Annotated in this window: 18 protein-coding genes; 11 read left to right on the top strand and 7 right to left on the bottom strand. The window is 70.3% G+C overall.

What is annotated here, in order from left to right; all coding sequences use genetic code 11:
• The 5 genes from QN206_07510 (at position 1) to QN206_07490 (ending at position 4,066) form a co-directional block, all read left to right on the top strand.
• On the top strand, positions 1-453 hold the full coding sequence (locus QN206_07510) for a copper chaperone PCu(A)C (protein ID MDR7614659.1): 453 nt from the start codon (positions 1-3) through the stop codon (positions 451-453).
• The gene (locus QN206_07505; GenBank protein ID MDR7614658.1) at positions 434-1,237 is read left to right on the top strand and encodes a vitamin K epoxide reductase family protein; all 804 of its coding nucleotides are present in this window, start codon (positions 434-436) and stop codon (positions 1,235-1,237) included. The genes QN206_07510 and QN206_07505 overlap by 20 nt, the downstream gene beginning before the upstream one ends.
• Positions 1,234-2,241, top strand: coding sequence for a copper resistance protein CopC (locus QN206_07500; protein MDR7614657.1), 1,008 nt, complete (start codon positions 1,234-1,236; stop codon positions 2,239-2,241). Before QN206_07505 ends, QN206_07500 begins: the two co-directional genes overlap by 4 nt.
• A gap of 141 nt (positions 2,242-2,382) precedes the next feature.
• Positions 2,383-2,733 carry a cupredoxin domain-containing protein gene (locus QN206_07495; GenBank protein MDR7614656.1) on the top strand — a complete coding sequence of 117 codons (351 nt, stop codon included), beginning with the start codon at positions 2,383-2,385 and terminating at the stop codon, positions 2,731-2,733.
• Positions 2,734-2,740: 7 nt separating this feature from the next.
• Complete coding sequence (locus QN206_07490; GenBank protein ID MDR7614655.1) at positions 2,741-4,066, top strand: multicopper oxidase domain-containing protein; 1,326 nt, start codon at positions 2,741-2,743, stop codon at positions 4,064-4,066.
• 61 nt (positions 4,067-4,127) lie between these two features.
• Here QN206_07490 and acnA read toward each other — a convergent pair whose 3' ends face one another.
• Positions 4,128-6,881, bottom strand: coding sequence for an aconitate hydratase AcnA (acnA, locus tag QN206_07485; protein MDR7614654.1), 2,754 nt, complete (start codon positions 6,879-6,881; stop codon positions 4,128-4,130).
• Between the two features lie 173 nt (positions 6,882-7,054).
• Between acnA and amrS the strand changes: the two genes are divergently transcribed.
• Complete coding sequence (gene amrS, locus QN206_07480; protein MDR7614653.1) at positions 7,055-8,185, top strand: AmmeMemoRadiSam system radical SAM enzyme; 1,131 nt, start codon at positions 7,055-7,057, stop codon at positions 8,183-8,185.
• On the opposite strand, the gene QN206_07475 is transcribed toward amrS, so the two are convergent.
• The gene (locus QN206_07475; protein ID MDR7614652.1) at positions 8,186-8,737 is read right to left on the bottom strand and encodes a thioredoxin family protein; all 552 of its coding nucleotides are present in this window, start codon (positions 8,735-8,737) and stop codon (positions 8,186-8,188) included.
• A gap of 4 nt (positions 8,738-8,741) precedes the next feature.
• Positions 8,742-9,083, bottom strand: coding sequence for a DUF2703 domain-containing protein (locus QN206_07470; GenBank protein MDR7614651.1), 342 nt, complete (start codon positions 9,081-9,083; stop codon positions 8,742-8,744).
• A gap of 84 nt (positions 9,084-9,167) precedes the next feature.
• On the opposite strand from QN206_07470, the gene QN206_07465 reads away from it, so the two are divergent.
• Complete coding sequence (locus QN206_07465; GenBank protein ID MDR7614650.1) at positions 9,168-9,593, top strand: thioesterase family protein; 426 nt, start codon at positions 9,168-9,170, stop codon at positions 9,591-9,593.
• On the opposite strand, the gene sfsA is transcribed toward QN206_07465, so the two are convergent.
• The 3 genes from sfsA to QN206_07450 all read right to left on the bottom strand — a co-directional run bounded on the left by sfsA (position 9,590) and on the right by QN206_07450 (position 12,800).
• Positions 9,590-10,294 (bottom strand): DNA/RNA nuclease SfsA, encoded by a 705-nt coding sequence (sfsA, locus tag QN206_07460; GenBank protein MDR7614649.1) that lies wholly within the window; start codon positions 10,292-10,294, stop codon positions 9,590-9,592. The two genes, QN206_07465 and sfsA, sit on opposite strands and share 4 nt — an antisense overlap.
• Before the next feature lie 66 nt (positions 10,295-10,360).
• Positions 10,361-11,764 carry an aminomethyl transferase family protein gene (locus tag QN206_07455; protein MDR7614648.1) on the bottom strand — a complete coding sequence of 468 codons (1,404 nt, stop codon included), beginning with the start codon at positions 11,762-11,764 and terminating at the stop codon, positions 10,361-10,363.
• 148 nt (positions 11,765-11,912) lie between these two features.
• Positions 11,913-12,800 carry an SDR family oxidoreductase gene (locus QN206_07450; GenBank protein ID MDR7614647.1) on the bottom strand — a complete coding sequence of 296 codons (888 nt, stop codon included), beginning with the start codon at positions 12,798-12,800 and terminating at the stop codon, positions 11,913-11,915.
• A gap of 138 nt (positions 12,801-12,938) precedes the next feature.
• Between QN206_07450 and thrS the strand changes: the two genes are divergently transcribed.
• The 4 genes from thrS to holA are packed head-to-tail and all read left to right on the top strand — an operon-like array spanning position 12,939 to position 18,387.
• Positions 12,939-14,864, top strand: a complete 1,926-nt coding sequence (gene thrS, locus QN206_07445; protein ID MDR7614646.1) for a threonine--tRNA ligase — start codon at positions 12,939-12,941, stop codon at positions 14,862-14,864.
• Positions 14,865-14,921: 57 nt separating this feature from the next.
• Positions 14,922-17,207, top strand: coding sequence for a DNA internalization-related competence protein ComEC/Rec2 (locus tag QN206_07440; GenBank protein ID MDR7614645.1), 2,286 nt, complete (start codon positions 14,922-14,924; stop codon positions 17,205-17,207).
• Positions 17,204-17,410, top strand: coding sequence for a DUF3006 family protein (locus QN206_07435; GenBank protein ID MDR7614644.1), 207 nt, complete (start codon positions 17,204-17,206; stop codon positions 17,408-17,410). The genes QN206_07440 and QN206_07435 overlap by 4 nt, the downstream gene beginning before the upstream one ends.
• Positions 17,407-18,387, top strand: a complete 981-nt coding sequence (holA, locus tag QN206_07430; protein ID MDR7614643.1) for a DNA polymerase III subunit delta — start codon at positions 17,407-17,409, stop codon at positions 18,385-18,387. The genes QN206_07435 and holA overlap by 4 nt, the downstream gene beginning before the upstream one ends.
• Here holA and rpsT read toward each other — a convergent pair.
• Positions 18,382-18,645, bottom strand: a complete 264-nt coding sequence (rpsT, locus tag QN206_07425) for a 30S ribosomal protein S20 (protein MDR7614642.1) — start codon at positions 18,643-18,645, stop codon at positions 18,382-18,384. The genes holA and rpsT overlap by 6 nt on opposite strands.
• Positions 18,646-18,690: the final 45 nt, after the last annotated feature.

The following is an 18,690-nucleotide window of genomic DNA, read 5'->3' as shown; positions in this document are numbered from 1 at the left end:
ATGCGCACGGGAATGCTTCTGGCGGCTTTGATCCTGGCGTTGGGGCTTGCCCAGGCTGCGACCTCCGCCATCGAGGTGGAGCATCCCTGGGCCCGTCCGGGAACCCGAGGCGGGAACAGCGCGGTCTACATGGAGATCCACAACCGGTCCTCCCAGCTGGACCGGCTGGTGGCCGCGGAGGCGGAAGTGGCGGAGGCGGTGGAGCTGCACCGCACCCGCACGGAGGGCGGGATGCACCGCATGGAGAAGGTGGAGTCCATCGAGGTCCCCGGGGGGGCAAAGGTGGAACTCAAGCCTGGCGGCTACCACATCATGCTCATCCGGCTCACCCGGCCTCTCCGGGTGGGAGAGCGGTTTCCCCTCAAGCTGCGGTTTGCGCGGGCGGGGGACCTCGGGATCCAAGTGCCCGTGCGCCAGGAGGAGGGGTCCGACCATGGGGGCGGGCACCGGTAGGTCCGGGAATCGTCTCCCCGTCTGGCCCCTCGGGCTGCTGGCCGCGGCGGGGTTTCTGCTGAGCGGGTACCTGTGGTTCGGCACCGGCGGGGCAGAGCTCCGGTTCTGCCCCGCCGGCAGCGGCTGTCAGGTGGTCCAATCCAGCCGCTACGCGTCCCTGCTGGGTGTGCCGCTCCCCGTGTACGGGCTGGTGTACTACGGAGTCCTCCTGGTGGTCTCCGGGTGGGGGACGGATCCCGGACGCCGCTGGCAGCTGGCGCTGGTGGTCTCCGCGGCGGGGTCCGCGGCGTCCCTGGTCTTCCTGGGCGTCCAGAGGTTCCTGCTGGAGACCTTCTGCGCCCTGTGCGTGCTGTCCGCCCTGCTGTCCTTCGCCGTCCTTGGATTAAGCTGGAAGTACGGGCGCGCGGGGGTGCGCTGGCCGGCCCTGGCGGTGCCCGCCGTGGCGGCTCTGGCCTTCGTCGTGGGCGGCTACGCCATTGCCGAGCGACAGGTGGCCGCCACCGCGTACGCGGAGGGGCTCGCGAGGCACCTGGCGGCCTCCGGAGCCAAGTTCTACGGGGCGTACTGGTGCCCGCACTGCGCGGAGCAGAAGCGCATGTTCGGGGAGGCGGCCCGCTACCTGCCCTACGTGGAGTGCGATCCCCGCTCGCCGGAAGGAAACCCCCGGGCATGTGAGGCCGCGGGCGTGCGGGCCTACCCCACCTGGATCATCCGGGGTCGCAGGTACGAGGGGGTGATCCCTCTGGAGGAACTGGCGCGGCTGTCGGGGTATCCGCCGCCGTGAGAAGGGCGGTCATCTGCCTCCTTTGGCTCCTTTTCGGGCTCGGGGTAGAGCCAGCTCAAGCCCAGGTGCGGTGCCTGAGCTCCTTCCCCGTGCCCGGAGCCTCCTACCGGGTGGCCCCGGATCGGGTGGTCCTCTGGATGAGCGAACCCGTGGACCCCCAGCTGAGTTCCTTCCTGGTGGCCTCCCGGGAGGGCCGGAGGTTCGAGGGGCCGGTGCGGGTCTCCGCGGACGGACGGAGGGTGGAAGTGGCCCTGCGGCCGCTTGAGCCCGGGGTCTACCTCGTGATCTACCGGGCCGCCTCCCTCGTAGGCGGTCACGTGAGCACGGGGTTTTTCCTGTTCGGGGTAAGGGAACCGGTTCCCACGCCGGAGGCCTCTTGGCGCGTGCTCGCGCCCCGGTGGGCCGGGGTCGTCCTCTCGGTCCTGGCCGCGGGCTTGGGGAACGCTGCCCTGGCCCTGGCGGCCGTGGCGGCTGCCGGGGCGGAGTGGATCCAAGCCTCCACTGGGCTCCTGCAGACCTCCTTTCCCGCCCTGTGGCGGGCAGGCTTCCTCTGGCCACTCCTCGGCGGGACTCCCGCGGGGTGGGGCCTGCTGCTGTCCGCTCCCGTGGCCGCGGTGTGGCTCGTGCCCCGGCGCGGACTCGCTTTCCTTTTTCGGGCCGCGGCCTCCGTGGGGATCGGATTCACCGCGGCCCTGGTGGCCCTGGCCGGTGGCCCCCTCGAGTTTCTGGGTTCCTCCCATGCGGCGGTGCTCTTCCTCATGGCGGCGGTGTACGCGGTGGGGGGGCTTGTGGCCCTGGCGGTGATCGGTACCGTGGGCGTACGGCTTCCGGAACCCCGGTGGTCCGATCCGGTGCTCGGAGGACTGCTGCTGGCGAGCTCTGCCCTGCGCCTTGCGGGTTCCCCCGAGGGACTCGTGGGGGCCTGGGCCGCCCTGGGAGTGGCCGCGCTCGCGATCCGCATCGGGCGAAGACCTGAGGTCCAAGATCGGGTTCGGACCCGATAGCCCACGGTCTTCAAACTCCGTTTACAATGGATCCGGACAGAAGGGATCCATTGAGTCCTGGCCCGGTGCTCGCGTTGGGGCGGGTGGCCGGGCCGAAATTTTTGGGTCCGGTCCGAAAACCTCTGGAGGAGGTGATGCGGGATGCGGAAGGCGGCGGTCCTAGGGGCCGTGGGGCTCGTGCTGGTCCTTGCCATCGGCGGGCTTGGGGGGACAGCCCCCCAGCCGATCAAGGTGGTGGCCAAGGAGTTCAGTTTCGAGCCCAAGGAGATCAAGGTGAAGGCCGGGCAGCCCGTGAAGCTCCTGCTGGAAAATAAAGGGGTCATCGAGCACGACATCGTGATCGAGAAGCTCAACGCGAAGACCCAGCCCCTCAAGCCCGGCAAGAGCGCGGAGGTGAGCTTCACCCCCAAGGCGAAGGGCCGCTACCTCATCTACTGCAGCGTGCCCGGCCACAAGGAGGCCGGGATGACGGGGACCCTGGTGGTGGAGTGAGGGGGTGGTGGCGGTGCGGCGGCTGCTGGTGGTCGGCCTGGTGGGGCTCGTGGTGGCAGGGTTGCTGTTCGCGGGCCCGCGGGCGGCTGCCCAACCGAAGAAGTTCGAGCTGGTGGCCACCCGCAAAACCCTCGTGGTGGACGAAGGGGTCGTGTGGCGGGCCTTCACGTGGAACGGCCGCGTGCCCGGGCCGCTCCTCGTGGTGGAGGAGGGCGACATCGTGGAGATCACCGTGCGGAACACCGACAGCATCACGCACGGGCTGTCCATCCACGCGGCCAACACCCAGACCTCCCTGGTGGTGGGCAACATCCCCGCTGGCCAGAGCCGGACCCTGCGTTTCCGGGCGGACTTTCCCGGTGTGTACATGTACCACTGCGCGCCGGGCGGCCACGGGATCCTGGCCCACACCATGGGCGGGATGTTCGGGATGGTGGTGGTGGAGCCCAAGCGCACCAGGTACCGGCTCGAGGAGGAGCTCGGCCGGCCTCCGGACCTCCGGGTGTACGTGATCCAGCACGAGGTGTACGCGAGCGGCAAGGACTTCGCGGACGGCCGGGCCCTGTACGTGATGTTCAACGGTTACAATTTCCGGTACGTCAACCAGCCCATCCAGGCGCGGCCCGGCGACTACGTGCGGTTCTACTACCTGAACGTGGGCCCCAACCTCGTAGGAAGCTTCCACGCGGTGGGCGGCATCTGGGAGTACGCGTACGCGGGCGGCAACCCCAGCAACGTGAGCCGCGGCCTGCAGACCACCATCGCCGCGCCCACGGACTCCTGGGTGATCGAGTGGCGGGTGCCCGCGGAAGGGTCCTTCCTCCTGGTCACCCACGCGTTCGGCACCCAGGCCATGAAGGGCGCGGTGGGGGTGCTCAGTGCCAAGAAGGACGCGCCGCGGGTGGGCGTGGTCCGGCCGGAGGGCCCGAACCTTCCGCTTCCCACCAAGCCCAAGCGGGTGGTGGACCCCTTCGGCGTGGGCTCCTCGGACCTGGACGTGCCGGTCCGCGCCCGTCCGGGCGAGGCGGCGTTCGTCCGCATGGTGGGCAACAGCTACTGGCCGAAGATCCTGGAGGTGCCGGTGGGTACCCAGGTGACGTGGGTGAACGAGGACGTCTTCGACCTCCTGGAGGGCGAGCGCACGGGCATGCACAACGTCACCGCCCTGCGCGGCCCCACGCAGCTGGCCTCGCCGCTGCTCAAGCACGCGGACCGGTTCACCTTCCGGATGACCCGGCCGGGGGAGTACGAGTACATCTGCGCGGTGCACCCGTACATGCGGGCGCGCCTGCGGGTATACCGGCTGGACGCGGAGGAGCTGGGGCGTCGCTGATCCGTCCGCAGGTCGTCGGTGGGGGGGCTACAAGCCCCCCCGCCTGCATTCTGGAGGGCTCTCAGGAAGCGGCCAACAGCCGGCGCAGGACCATGGGCAGGATCCCGCCGTGCCGGTAGTACTCCAGCTCCGTGGGCGTGTCCACCCGGGCCAGGGCCTCGAAGACCACCTCGCCGCCGTCCTCCCGCCGGGCCCGCACGCGCACCCGGGCCTGTGGGGTCAGGCCGCGGACGCCCTCCACGTCGTACACCTCGCGCCCCGTGAGCCCCAGGCTCTGCACGTTCTGGCCATCCACGAACTGCAGGGGGAGCACCCCCATTCCCACCAGGTTGCTGCGGTGGATCCGCTCGAAGCTCTCCGCGATCACCGCCCGCACGCCGAGCAGCATGGGGCCCTTCGCCGCCCAGTCGCGGGAGCTGCCGGCCCCGTACTCCTTGCCCGCCAGCACCAGCAGCGGCACGCCTTCCCGCCGGTAGCGCTCGGCGGCCTCGTAGACCGTCACGAGATCCCCGCTGGGGAAGTGGGTGGTCCACCCGCCCTCCCGGCCGCCCGCGAGGGCGTTGCGCAGCCGGATGTTGGCGAACGTGCCCCGCACCATCACCTCGTGGTTGCCCCGCCGCGCCCCGTAGCTGTTGAACTCCGCGGGCGGCACGCCCCGCTCGATGAGGTAACGGCCCGCGGGGCTGTCCGGGGGGATGCTGCCCGCGGGCGAGATGTGGTCGGTGGTCACGGAGTCCCCGAGCACCGCCAGCACCCGGGCACCGCGGATGTCCTGGAGCGGCGCGGGCTCGGGCGGAAGATCCTGGAAGAAGGGCGGCTCCTGCACGTACGTGGATGAAGGATCCCACGCGTACAGGTCGCCCTCGGGCACGGGCAGGGTGCGCCACGTCTCGTCCCCGGTGAACACGTCGCGGTAGCGCTCCCGGAACAGCTCCGGGCTCACGTACCGGTCCACCAGTTCCTGGACCTCCCGGGTGGTGGGCCAGATGTCCCGTAGGTACACGGGCCGCCCGTTCGGGTCGTAGCCCACGGGGTCCTTGGTGAGGTCCACGTCCACGGTCCCTGCCAGGGCGAAGGCCACCACCAAGGGCGGGCTCGCCAGGTACGCGGCCCGCACGAGGGGGTGGATGCGGCCCTCGAAGTTGCGGTTGCCGCTCAGCACCGCCGCCACCACCAGGTCGTGCTCCTGGATGGCCCGTGCCACGGGCTCCGGCAGCGGCCCGCTGTTCCCGATGCAGGTGGTGCAGCCGTAGCCCACCAGGTGGAACCGGAGCGCCTCCAGGTAGGGCATGAGCCCCGCGCGCCGGAGGTACTCCGTTACCACTGCGGACCCCGGGGCGAGGCTCGTCTTCACCGCGGGGTTCACCACCAACCCCCGCTCCACCGCCTTCTTGGCCAGAAGGCCCGCGGCCAGCATCACGGACGGGTTGCTGGTGTTGGTGCAGCTGGTGATGGCCGCGATCACCACCGAGCCGTGGCGCAGCTCCGCGTGCACCCCGTCCAGGCGCACGTCCACGGTCTTGGGCCTGGTGGCCACCGCCACCCCACTCCCGGAAGCAGGACGTCCGCCCTCCGACTCCAGGCGACCGACCGCCACCTCGTTCTCATTCCGCGGGCCGATGCGGTCTCCGAAGGCCGCGTAGAAACTGCGCGCCACGTCCTTCAGGGGGACCCGGTCCTGAGGCCGGCGCGGCCCCGCCACGCTGGGCTCCAGGGTGCCCAGGTCCAGCTCCACCACCTGGTTGAAGGCGGGGGCGGCGTCCGCCTCCCAGAACAGGCCCTGCTCCTTCGCGTACCGCTCCACGAGAGCCACGTGGTCGGGGTCGCGGCCCGTGAGGCGCAGGTACCGCAACGTCTCGTCGTCGATGGGGAACAGGGCCGCGGTGGCTCCGTACTCGGGCGCCATGTTGGCGATGGTGGCCCGGTCCGGCAGCGGCAGGTGGTGCAGGCCCGGGCCGAAGAACTCCACGAACTTGCCCACCACCCCCACCTTCCGCAGGATCTGCGTGACGGTGAGCACCAGGTCCGTGGCCGTGACCCCTTCGGGCGGAGTTCCGTGCAGCCGGAACCCCACCACCTCGGGTGCGGGCAGGTAGATGGGCTGGCCCAGCATCACCGCCTCCGCCTCGATCCCGCCCACCCCCCAGCCGAGCACCCCGAGCCCGTTCACCATGGTGGTGTGGGAGTCCGTGCCCACCAGGGTGTCGGGAAATGCCACCCGGCCCCGGTCCTCGTCCCGGGTCGCCACCACCGTGGCCAGGTACTCCAGGTTGACCTGGTGCACGATGCCCGTGCCCGGCGGCACCACCCGGAAGTTCCGGAAGGCCTTCTGGGCCCACCGCAGCAGGGCATAGCGCTCCCGGTTGCGCTCGTACTCCTTCTCCACGTTGAACCGGAAGGCGTAGGCGCTGCCGAAGGCGTCCACCTGCACGGAGTGGTCGATCACCAGGTCCACGGGCACGAGAGGGTTGATGCGGCCGGGGTCTCCGCCCAGCCTCGCCATCGCGGACCGCATGGCCGCCAGGTCCACCACCGCGGGCACGCCCGTGAAGTCCTGCAGGAGCACCCGCGCGGGCAAAAACGGCGCCTCCCAGCCCGCCTGTCCAGGCTTCCAGCCCGCCAGCCGCCGCACGTCCTCCTCCGTGAAGGGATCCGTGCCCGCATACCGCAGCACGTTCTCCAGCAGGATCTTTACCGTCATGGGGAGCTTCCCCAGCGGCACGGCGAGCTGCCCCTCCAGCGCTGCCAGCCGGTAGTAGTCGACCTGCGTACCCGCAAGCCGCGCGCGGGCGCCGAATGGGTCCAGGTGGCTCACGGCGATCACCTCGGGCCGGTTGTGGAGCGCGTGGGCGCTCCCGCTCTATTGTATGCGGTCGCCGCCCGACTTGGTGGGAGGGCGCGACCTGGGCCCTGTCTCGGCACTGCGGGGCAACAGATTCACCGCCCGAGTGATGGGAAGTGCGCTAGAGTGAGGGGGGAGGGTTGCGCATGGCCGCGGAGGCACACCGGCGGCTCGGGGTCCGGGAGGCCCGCGGGATGCCCATCGCCCGGGTGCTGGAGGAGTTCACCCGGGAAGGGGAGCTGTGGCGGCCGCTGGAGGACGGCAAGGTGGAGTGCTTTGCCTGCGGCCACCGCTGCGTGATCTTCGAGGGATTGCCCGGCATCTGCCGGGTGCGGTTCAACCGGGGTGGCCGGCTCTACGTGCCCTGGGGGTATGTGGGCGCGTTGCATGTGGATCCCATCGAGAAGAAGCCCTTCTTCCATGCCTATCCGGGAGCCCGGGCCCTCAGCTTCGGGATGTTGGGCTGTGACCTGCAATGCAGTTACTGCCAGAACTGGCAGCTGAGCCAGGTGATGCGGGACGCGGTGGCCACGCGGCTCGCGGACTTCACTCCCATCACGCCGCAGGAGTTCGTGGGGCTCGCTCTGCGCGCCCGCTGTAAGGTAATGACCAGCACCTACAACGAGCCCCTCATCACCAGCGAGTGGGCGGTCGCGCTGTTCCGGGAAGGGAAGACGCACGGACTGGTGGGAAGCTACGTCTCCAACGGAAACGCCACCCCCGAGGTCCTGGACTACCTCCGCCCTTACGTGGACCTGTACAAGATCGACCTCAAGAGCATGCGGGAGAGGAACTACCGGGTGCTGGGAGGCAGGCTCCAGACGGTGCTGGACACCATCCGGTGGACGTGGGAGCGGGGGTTCTGGGTAGAGGTGGTGACCCTGGTGGTGCCGGGCTTTAACGACGACGAGGCGGAGCTGCGGGACGCGGCCCGGTATATTCGCGGCGTGAGCCCCGACATCCCTTGGCACGTGACCGCCTTCCACCCGGACTACCTCCTGACAGACCGAGGCCCCACGTCCGCCCGGCAGCTTCTCCGGGCCGTGGAGATCGGATATGAGGAGGGCTTGCGGTTCGTGTACGCGGGGAACCTGCCCGGACGGGTGGGCCCCTACGAGAACACCTACTGCCCCCGCTGCCGGGCCCTCCTCATCGAGCGGTGGGGTTTCCAGGTACGCGGCTACCGCCTCCGGAACGGGAGGTGCCCGGAGTGTGGGGAGGGCATTCCCGGGCGGTGGTGGCCTCCCGAGGAGGTTCCTCCCCCGCTGTGCGGATGACTACGCCCGGGCGGGCTCCCGCCGCCACTTGATGGTGCAGCCCACGGGGCGGGTCTCCGGCACGGGTACGTCTTGACCGGCCAGCACCGCTTCCAGGGCGTCCCGCAGGTAGTGGTGCCGCACCGCGTTTGGGTCCTCGTAGTTGTCGTCGATGGCCCCGTGGTAGCGCAGCACCCGGTCCCGGTCGAACACGAACACCTCCGGGGTGCGCTCCGCCCCGTAGGCCCGGGCCACCTCCTGGGTCCCGTCGTACAGGTAGGGGAAGGGGTAGCCCTTGTGGAGGGCCCGCTCCCTCATGCGCTCGAAGCTGTCTTCCGGGTACTGCTCGGGGTCGTTGCTGCTGATGAGGAGGAACTGTACCCCGCGGTCCGCGTACGCCCGCTGGAGGGCGATCATCCGGTCCTCCCATGCCCGTACGTAGGGGCAGTGGTTGCAGCTGAAGATCACCACGAGCACGGGCCGATCCGCGTAGTCCTCCACGGAGTGCTCCCGTCCGTCGGTTCCAGGGAGCCGGAAGGGGAGGATGCGGTCACCGATGCGCAGGTTCGCCATGGATTCACCTCCTGGAAGCGTGTTGCAGGGCCCGCCGGATCGCGCGGCGGATGGTCTCGGGACTCGGAAGGGGGGAGAGGCGGCCGTCCTCCCAACGGTAGACCCGGCAGGTGAGCCGGTAGGGCTCGTCGGGCAAGGGCTGGATGTCCTCCCCCTCCACCAGGATGGTGGGGGAGCCCACGAACCGCCACCTGCGGGCCTCCTCCTCCGTCTCCACCCGCACCACCTCCACCTCCGCCTGGACGGCCTCCTCCTCGAGGACCCGCCGCAGACGGGCCAGGGCCTCCTCGTGGGAGGGACAACCCTCCCAGTACAGGAGCGTGATGTGCAGGGGTCCTCCCGCCACGGAACCATTGTATCCGGGCCTCGCAAGGCCGGCCGAGCCCCTCCGGTACAATGGACGGAAGAGTCCAACGCGGCGAGGAGGACCGTGCGGGCGACCCTTCCCCTGGAGGTGCGGTACGCGGAGACAGACCAGATGGGGGTGGTGCACCACGCGGTGTACGTGGTTTGGATGGAGGCGGCCCGGGTGGAGTTCCTGAAGCGGCTGAGGATGCCCTATCACGAGCTGGAACGGTCCGGGGTGCGGCTCCCCGTGGTGGAGCTGGGGATCACGTACCGGGCCGCGGCGGAGTTCGGGCAGGTGGTGGAGGTGAGCTGCGCCGTGGAGCGGGTCACCAGCCGCGGAGCCACTTTCCGGTACTGGGTGGAGCGGGACGGCCGCCTGCTGGCGGAGGGGTTCACCCGGCACGTCTGCTGCGACCGTCAGGGTCGGGCACAGAGCCTTCCCCCGCACCTCCGGGCCGCCCTGGAGGAGGTATGCACGCCTGGAGGACGCTCGAACCCCCCCGGCTAAACGAACACTTCCACGGGAATGGGGTCTCGCACCCGAACGGTCCGGGGATCCACGTGGCAGCGGTAGGCGCATAGGACCACCCCGGCCCGCGCCGCCCGCGCGCCCGCCTCGGCCAGATCGGGGTCCGCGGTGCGGTCCAGCCGCAGGCGGATCGCATCGTCCCGCTGCACGAACCACACCACCGCGGCCCGTGTGCCCTGGCGCGCGAGGCGCTCTAGAAGCCTCATGTGGCGGGCGCCTCGGGCGGTGGGGGCGTCCGGGAAGAGGGCCACCCCGCGGAGCACCCGGTTGCAGGACTTGGTCTCCACGAGCCAGATGCCGTCCGCGGCGCGAACCCGGAAGTCCACCCGTTCCCCCTGCAGCCGCACCTCCCGCTCCCAGGTCCGCACGCCCACCACAGGGGGGAGGCCCCCCGCGCGGCACGCCTCCTCCCACAGGCGGTTGGGGAGATGGCTGTCGAGCCCCACCCACCGGCGGCGGTGGCGCACCAGCAGCAGTGTCCCCCAGGTTCTGCTGGAGCCTGTGGGGTGCACGCGGACCGCCGCGCCCGGTACCAGGAGCTCCTCCATGCGGCCGGAGTTGGGAAGGTGCACACGGCGGATGTCCCCCTCCACCTCCACCTCCGCGGCGAAGCGGTTCACTCGCCGCAGGAACCGACCCGGCAGGAGGGGCTGCGGGAGGGGGAGGGAGAGGGAGTCCACGGATGCGCACGGGAAAGGGGAGGGCCTCCGGGATCCCGGAGGCCCTCCCGTGGTTTGCGCCGCGTCCTACCGGCGCGCCACCGCCGCCCGGTACTGGCGGGCGGATTCCGCGAAGGGAGCGGGCGCCACGGTGACCCGGATCTCCATCTGCACGTGGGGCTCCACGCTGGGCTTCCGGGAACCGCCGTTGGGCTCCCCCCACACCAGGATGAGCTCCGTGCCGGGCTGGCTGTAGGCCTCGTCCACGGTGGCCAAGGAGACCATGGCGGTCTCGTTCGAGGTGTAGCCGGGCCACATGGCGAACCCGACCACGTCTCCCCGGCGGTTCAGGACCTTGTCGTAGAACCACGTGGCGTACTGGGCCACGGGGAGGTCGATGGACTTGGCCCGCTGACCGAGAGGCTTGGTGAATTGGGTCTCGAAGGCGCGGGTCACGTCCTCCGGGTTCCACACCAGGGTCACCTTCTTGCGGTGCGGCTCCTTGGCCTTTTCCTCCAAGGCTTCCCGTCCGATGAAGTCGTGATCGAACTTCACGATGTGGCCGTAGCCCAGGTCCCAGGGCGTGAGGTAATAGTCCTCGATGTTCGGGGAGTAGAAGCTGCCGCCCAGGGATCCCGCGGCCTCGTAGCTGTTCACGGGAAGCCACTCCCGGTACGCCCGGAGGGACTCCCCCGTGTAGACGGCAGGCAGGGGATTCGGAATCCAACCGGACTCCAGGGCGTTCGACGGGTACGCCCGGGAGCCCACCTGGCGTAGACCGAACTCCTTTCCCGCCTCCACGATGGCCGCCTTCACCTCCGGTCCCTCCTCGAAGGGGCCCACCAGCTCCCCGCCGGCGACCCCCGCCATCCCGTGGTGCAGGAAGCGGACCTTGTGCCCCGCGATGGTGAGCCAGGTCATGTGGAAGAACTTGATGGGCGGGAGGGGCTGGCCCGTGAGCTTCTCCAGCAAGGCCGGGGCGTTGGGCCCCTGGAGCTGGAAGCGGTAGACCTTCCGGGGACGGTTGGGGTCGATGACGGACCACTCGTCCCGCTCCAGGGTCACGTTGTACCCGCCGGTTTCCGCGTGGAACTGCACCCAGTTGTGCACGGAGGGGCGTCCCACCAGCTGGAACTTCTCCCGGTCCAGATAGAACAGGATGACGTCGCCGATGAGGTAGCCGCGGTCGGTGCACGCGATGTACTGTTTGGCCTGTCCCGGCTCGAAGTTCTTGAAGCTGTTGATCCCCAGATGGTTGAGGAGCTTGAACGCATCGGGTCCAGAGACGTAGAGATCCGACATGTGGTAGGAGAGGTCGTACAGGCAGACCGTCTCCCGCCAAGCGCGCTGTTCGTCCTGCCAGGTGGTGAACTCCGGAGGAACCACGGGGTAGACGCGTTTCCCCGTCTGGTTGTTGTATAAGTAGTCCGTGATGTTGGGTACGCTCTCCACGATCTCCTGCAGGTTCCGTGGTGCCTGCCGTGTGGCCATCCCCCTCGCCTCCTCTCTCTCCCTTTTTGGGCTCTACGGGCCGTGAAGCCCCGGAAGCAGGAACCATGATATGGAACCTGTCCGGCCAAATCAACCTCCGTGCCCTGCCCGCGAACGCCCCGCGGGCTCGCGGCGTCCCCACCGCCGGTCAAGGGCCCGCGGAGCGAAGCTGGGCCCGGTACGGGAAGAGCGCCTCCCGCAGGGAGAGGGGAGGGCGGCCGGTGACCTCCTCCACCGCGGGCGAGACGCGGTCGAAGAAGCCCTGGGCGATGGCCCGGTACAGGGAGGCGAAGGCCTCCACCGCGGCGGGCGCAAGCCCCGCCGCCTCCATGCTCCGGGTGTACTCCTCCAGGGAGACGGGCTCGTAGCGAACGGGGCGACCGCTGAGCTCGGACAGCACCGCCGCCACGTCCCCGTATGAACAGCGATCCGGTCCCGTGACCTCGTAGATCCTTCCCTCCTGTCCCGGCCGTGTCAGTACGGCCGCGGCGATCCGGGCGCAGTCCTCCCGGGCCACGAAGCTCACCCGACCCTCGCCGGCCGGCAACCGGAGCACGCCCGTCTGCACGGCCTGGGAAGCCACGGTGAGGAGGCTCTCCGCGTACAGGTTGTTGCGCAGGAACGTGAACGGTAGCCCGCTCTCCCGGATCGCCACCTCTGTCTCCGCGTGATCCCGCATGAAGGACACCGGGTTGTGGTCCGCGTGGAGGGCGGAGGTGTATGCCACGTGCCGAACCCCGGCCCGGCGCGCGGCCTGCACCGCGTTCCGGTGCTGGGCGATGCGCGCGCCCGGCCGGAGGTCGTCCGTGCTGATGATCAGCAGGCGCTCTACGCCCTCCAGGGCCCGGGCCAGGGCCTCCGGCTGGTTGAAATCGCCCGGGAGCACGGTCACCCCGCGGTGAGCCAGGTCCTGCAGCCTTTCCGGGTGCCGGGTGAGGGCCCGGATGCGGCCCGCGGGCACCCTCTCCAGCAGCAGCTCCACCACCCGCCGGCCCAGACGTCCGCTGGCGCCCGTGACCCCCAGCACGTCTTGCATGGTCCGCCTCCTTCCCTCCAGGGGATGTGTGGAGAAGTCTCCTTCGCCGCAACCCGTCCCTCTTCCTGCGGTTCCGCTTTCCCTTTGACAGGAAGGGGACAGGTGGGTATGGTGGCGTCTGGGCGAGGGAGGCGCGGGATGGAGGGAGAGAGCATCCGGGTGCGGTTTCCGGACGGGACGGAGCTCCGGGTGGCACGCGGCACCACGCTCGAGGCGCTCGCGCGCTTCCGGGGAGAGGAGGGGATCCTGGCGGCCATGGTGGACGGGCAACCGCGGGATCTCAACAGCCCGCTCGTGCGCGACGCGGAGGTGCGGTTCCTGCGGTTCGAGGACCCGGAGGGCCGCCAGATCTACTGGCACTCCTCCGCGCACCTCCTCGCACAGGCGGTGAAGGAGCTGTTCCCGGGAGCGAAGCTCGCCATCGGGCCGCCCATCGAGGATGGGTTCTACTACGACGTGGATGTGGGACGGTCCCTCACCCCGGAGGACCTGGAACGCATCGAGGCCAAGATGCGGGAGCTCGCGGCCCGGGACCAGCGGATCGAGCGCGTCGAACTCCCCCGGGAGGAGGCCATCCGCCTGTATCAGGAGCTCGGGGAGAAGTACAAGCTGGAGCTCCTGCAGGAGATTCCGGACGAACGGATCTCCTTCTACCGGCAGGATGGATTCCTGGACATGTGCCGGGGGCCGCATCTCCCCCGCACAGGCCTCATCCGGGCCATCAAGGTGCTGGGCACGAGCGGAGCCTACTGGCGAGGAGACGAGCGCCGGGAGCAGCTGGTGCGCATCTACGGGATCACCTTCCCCGCGGAGGAGCAGTTGCGGGCGTTCCTGGACCGGCTGGAGGAGGCCCGCCGGCGGGACCACCGGCGGCTGGGGAGAGAGCTGGAGCTCTTCAGCATCGAGGAGGAGGTGGGGCCCGGGCTCGTGCTGTGGCACCCACGGGGGGCGGTGATCCGCCGAACCATCGAGGAGTTCCTGCGCGCGCAGCTGGACGCAAGGGGCTACCGTTGGGTCTACACGCCGCACGTGGCCCGGGAGGCCCTGTGGGAGCAGAGCGGACACCTCAGCTGGTACCGGGAGAACATGTTCAGCGGGATCGAGGTGGAGGGCCAGAGGTATCTCGTCAAGCCCATGAACTGCCCCTTCCACATCATGATCTATCGGTCGAAGACCCGGAGCTACCGCGATCTTCCCCTCCGGCTCGCGGAGTTCGGCACCGTGTACCGGTACGAGCGGTCCGGGGTGCTCCACGGGCTACTGCGGGTGCGCATGATCACCCAGGACGACGCCCACATCTTCTGCCGACCTGACCAGATCGAGTCCGAGATCGCGGATCTTTTGGATCTCGCCTTCTCCGTTCACGAGGCCTTCGGCTTCGAGCGGTACGAGGTGATGCTGTCCGTGCGGGATCCACGAACCCCGGAGAAATACGCGGGTCGCCCGGAGGTGTGGGACCACGCGGAGGCGGCCCTGGAACAGGCCCTGATCCGCCGGAACGTGGCCTACACCCGGGCCCCGGGGGAGGCGAACTTCTACGGCCCCAAGATCGACGTGTATTTCTTCGATGCCCTGGGCCGGAAGTGGCAGCTCACCACCATCCAGCTGGACTTCACCCTTCCCGAACGGTTCGGGCTGGAGTACACGGGGGAGGACAACCGACCGCACCGGCCCGTGATGATCCACCGGGCCATCCTGGGAAGCCTGGAGCGGTTTCTGGGCATCCTCATCGAGCACTACGCGGGGGCCTTCCCCCTGTGGCTCGCGCCGGAGCAGGTCCGGGTCCTGCCCATCGCGGACCGTCACCTCCCCTTTGCCCAGGAGGTGGCCGCCCGGCTCCGGAAGAGCGGGCTGCGGGTGGAGGTGGACGGCCGCAACGAGAAGGTCACGAAGAAGGTCCGGGACGCCCAGGTGGAGAAGGTGCCCTACATGCTGGTGGTGGGGGATCGGGAGGCCGCGACCGGCACCGTGGCCGTGCGTCACCGGTCCGCGGGGGATCTCGGCCCCCTGTCCGTGGAGGACTTCACCGCCCGCGCCCTGCAGGAGATCGCCGCCCGCCGGTAACCCGGAAATCCCCTGACCCACGTTGATTCCACGGAGATCCCTCGGGTGGAGGGGACCGTGCGGCGTCCGCTGGTGTGGGTGAGCCTCGCCTTCGCCGTGGGGATCGGGGCCGCGTTCGTGCTCGGGCCCCCGCTCGAGGGCGTGCTCGTGGCGGGTCTGGGGGTAGCCCTCGGGGGGATCCCCTTCTTCCTCTCCCGCCCCCTTCTCCGATCCCTCGCCGTCCTGCTCCTGGTGGGATGCGCCGGAGCGGGGCTCGCGCTCCTCCAAAGAGCGCCTCCGGGACCTTGGGACGCGGCATCCTTGGTGGGACGGCGCGTGGGGCTTGTGGGGCTTGTGGCTGCGCGGCCGGGACCGGGACGGTTCGTACTGGCGGTGGAGGCCGCGAAGGGTCACCCGCAGGTGCGGGGCGGCCGGTTGCTGGTGCGTGCGCGATCGCTGCCCGCCCTGGAGGTGGGGGATCGGGTTCGGGTGGTGGGGGAGGTGGATTCTCTCCGGGGTCCACGGAACCCGGGGGAACCGGAGCCGGAAGCCTGGGCCGCCCGGCTCCGGGTGCGGGCGCGGCTGGCCGCGGATCGGGTAGAGGTTCTCAGGCCCGGGGCGGGGTTCCGGCTGCTGCGCTGGGCTTCTTTGACCCGGACGAGGCTGCGGGAGATTTACCGCCAGGCGCTGCCGGAACCCTACGGGTCCGTGCTCTCCAGCCTCGTCCTGGGGACGGAGGTGGAGGACGAGGGGCTCCTCCGGGCCTTCCGGGAAGCGGGCCTCTCCCACGTGCTCGTGGCGTCCGGAGCCCAGCTGGCCGTCGTGGGCGGGGTGCTGCACTTCCTGCTGCGAAGAACGCCGCGGTGGTTTCGGGCCTCGGCCGTCCTCGCGGGTGTGCTGGGGTTCGCCCTCGTGGCGGGGTGGGAGCCTTCCATGGCCCGGGCCGCGGGGATGAGCGCGGTGGCGGTGGCCGCACAGCTGCTGCGGCGGGATCCGGACGCCCTCACGGGGCTGGGGTGGGCGGTCCTGGTGCTTTTGGCCGCGAACCCCGCCCTGATCCTGGATGTGGGGTTCCAGCTCTCCGTGGCGGCCACTTGGGGCCTGGTGATCCTGGCACCGCCCCTCGCGCAGCGGTTGATCCCGCTTCCCCGCCCCCTGCGGAATCTGGTGGGGGCCACCGTGGGCGCCCAGCTCGCGGTGCTGCCCCTGTTGCTCTGGCACTTCGGGAGAATCCCCCTCCTCGCACCCGTGACGAACCTCGTGGCCCTGCCCGCGGTCGGCGTGCTGGTGCCCGCGGGGCTGGCGGCGGGCATCCTGGGCGCGGTTTGGCCTCCCATGGGGTGGCTTACGGCGGCGTTTATGGAGCCCCTCGTGGCGTTCGTGGTCTCCGTGGCGCGTGCGGCGTCGCAGCTCCCCGGAGCCACCATCGCCTTCCCCGCGTCATCCGGATGGGCTGTAGCCCTTGGGCTCGCCCTCCTCATCGCGGCCCGGGCCTTTCGGACTCTCCCGCGTATGGAGACCGTGGCGGCGGGCTGTGCGGTGGGGCTGGCGGGCTGCATGGCCCTGCAGGCCTTCCAGGATCTCCGACCCGATCCCCGGCTGCGCGTGGTGTTCCTGGACGTGGGGAGCGGGGACAGCATCGTGGTGCGCGATCCATGGGGAAGGACCCTGGTGGTGGACGGGGGCCCTGACGGGCGACCCCTCGTGCGGTTCCTGGAGCGGGAAGGAGTGCGGCGGGTGGAGGTGGTGGTCCTCAGCCATCCCCACGCGGATCACGTGGCAGGACTCCTCCCGCTGTTGGAGAACTTCGCCGTATCGGCGGTGGTGGACGCGGGCTACCCGCACCCGGCCCCGCCCTACCAGGCGTTCCTGCGCGCGGTCCGAAAGCGTGGCATTTCGTACCGCCGGGCCCGGCGGGGCATGACGGTGCGGATCTCGGAGGATGTGGTGGTGCGGGTGCTGTGGCCGGAGGACCGGTTCATCGGAGGCCGCTCGCCGGCCAACGAGAACTCCGTGGTGATCCGGTTGCGGTACGGGGAGCGGAGCGTGCTGCTCCCGGGGGACGTGGAGGGGAACGCGGAGGCGGCGCTCGTGCGCTCCGGCGAGGACCTGCGGGCGGACGTGCTCAAGGTCCCGCACCAGGGCAGCCGGACCAGCAGCACGGAGGAGTTCCTGCGGGAAGTCGCTCCCCGCTTCGCGGTGCTCTCCGTGGGAGCCCGTAACCCCTTCGGACATCCGCACCCGCAGGTCCTGCGGCGTTACGCGGGACTCGGGGTCCGGGTGTACCGGACCGACGAGGACGGAGCGGTGACGGTGATCACCGACGGGAGGCGCCTATGGGTGGAAACCACGAGGTCGAGGTGAGGCGGCGCGGGGTGGTGGATCGCATCGAGGAAGAGGTGGCGGTGGTCTTTTTGGAGGACGGAAACGCCGCCTTCCTCCCACGGACGGTTCTGCCTCCGGGAAGCGTGGAGGGGAGCGACATCGAGATCGCGGTGCGGCTGCGGACCGCCCGGGACCGGAGGGCGGGGCGACGGATCCCGGGGCGGCCTGAGGAGGGCGCATGAGCGGATCCGCGGCGCACCGGGTGACGGTCCTGCTGGGGGAGGAGGATTGGCTGGTGGAGGAGGCGGTGGAGGAGATCGTCCGCGGCTCCCTCCCGCCGGAAGCCCGGGCCCTCAACCTGGACCGGCTGGACGCGCAGGAGACCCCCGTCGAGGAGATCCTCGCCCGGGCAGACACCCTTCCCTTCTTCGGAGGCTGCCGCGTGGTGGTGGTGCGAAACGTGGATCGTCTCTCCGCGGCCGCCCAGGAACGCCTGGCCGCCTACCTGGAGTCGGGGGCGCCGCCCTGCGTGCTCGTGCTTACCGCGCGCGCCCTGGATCGTCGGCGTCGCCTCACCGCGGTGCTCCAGAAGGTGGCGGAGGTGCGAGTCTTCGATCGGCTGGAGCGAGACGCCCTGGTGCCCCTGCTCCAGCGCCGGGCGCGCCATCTCGGAAAACGCCTCTCCCGGGAGGCAGCCCACGCCCTGGTGGCCGTGGCGGGGACGGGCCTCCGGACCCTGATCATGGAACTGGAGAAGTTGAGCGCGTACGTGGGGGATCGTACGGAGATCGGGGTGGAAGACGTACGGGAGCTGGCCGTGGGGGGAGGGGAGGTCTCCGTCTTTGAACTGGTGGACGCGGTGGCCCTGGGAGACGCTTCCCGTGCCCTCCGGTCCCTGCAGGCGCTGGTGGCGCGGGAGAACCCCCTCGCCCTCGTGGCGCTCCTCGCGGGGCACTTTCGGGCCCTGCTCGCCACGGAGGCGCTGGGATCCGATGCCCGGCCGGAGCAGGTGCGGGTGGCCCTGGGCAACCGCGCCTGGCTGTACCGGCGGTACCTGGACCAGCTCCGCCGGATGCGGGGGTTCGACCTGAGGGCGGCTTACCGGGAACTGGTGGAGGCGGACCGGGAGGTGAAGAGCACGGGCCTTCCGCCCCGGGTGGTGCTGGAGCGGCTGGTGGTGCGGTTGACGCGCCACATGCGCGGCCTTGCGGCTTCATGAGGCCGCCGCGGCCCGAAGTGCCTTCTGGACCGCCCGCATGAGCCGGGACTTCCGTCGGGCCGCGGTGTTCCGGTGGATGATCCCCTTCGCCGCGGCCTTGTCGATGACCCGGATCGCCTGCTGCAGCGCCTCGGGAGTCCCCAGCTCCCGTGCCTTCTTGATGAGGGTCTTCATCCGAGATTTCCAGGCCCGGTTCCGCAGGGTGCGCTTCAGGGTCTGACGCTGCCGCTTCAGGGCCGAAGGTGTCCGCTTGGCCATCCCAGGACCTCCACCTCTCCTTGTCCTGGCGCATTGTACCATAGT

Source organism: Armatimonadota bacterium (assembly GCA_031460175.1).
GTDB lineage: Bacteria > Sysuimicrobiota > Sysuimicrobiia > Sysuimicrobiales > Sysuimicrobiaceae > Sysuimicrobium > Sysuimicrobium tengchongense.
The sequence above is the reverse complement of the archived record's forward strand: the minus strand, read 5'-3'. Positions and strand labels throughout refer to the sequence as shown.

Excerpts from the sequence above, each read along its gene's own strand:
- QN206_07510 (MDR7614659.1), top strand. The coding sequence starts at position 1 with ATGCGCACGGGAATGCTTCTGGCGGCTTTGATCCTGGCGTTGGGGCTT.
- QN206_07505 (MDR7614658.1), top strand. The coding sequence starts at position 434 with ATGGGGGCGGGCACCGGTAGGTCCGGGAATCGTCTCCCCGTCTGGCCC.
- QN206_07495 (MDR7614656.1), top strand. The coding sequence starts at position 2,383 with ATGCGGAAGGCGGCGGTCCTAGGGGCCGTGGGGCTCGTGCTGGTCCTT.
- amrS (MDR7614653.1), top strand. The coding sequence starts at position 7,055 with ATGGCCGCGGAGGCACACCGGCGGCTCGGGGTCCGGGAGGCCCGCGGG.
- QN206_07475 (MDR7614652.1), bottom strand. The coding sequence starts at position 8,737 with ATGGCGAACCTGCGCATCGGTGACCGCATCCTCCCCTTCCGGCTCCCT.
- QN206_07455 (MDR7614648.1), bottom strand. The coding sequence starts at position 11,764 with ATGGCCACACGGCAGGCACCACGGAACCTGCAGGAGATCGTGGAGAGC.
- QN206_07450 (MDR7614647.1), bottom strand. The coding sequence starts at position 12,800 with ATGCAAGACGTGCTGGGGGTCACGGGCGCCAGCGGACGTCTGGGCCGG.
- thrS (MDR7614646.1), top strand. The coding sequence starts at position 12,939 with ATGGAGGGAGAGAGCATCCGGGTGCGGTTTCCGGACGGGACGGAGCTC.
- holA (MDR7614643.1), top strand. The coding sequence starts at position 17,407 with ATGAGCGGATCCGCGGCGCACCGGGTGACGGTCCTGCTGGGGGAGGAG.
- rpsT (MDR7614642.1), bottom strand. The coding sequence starts at position 18,645 with ATGGCCAAGCGGACACCTTCGGCCCTGAAGCGGCAGCGTCAGACCCTG.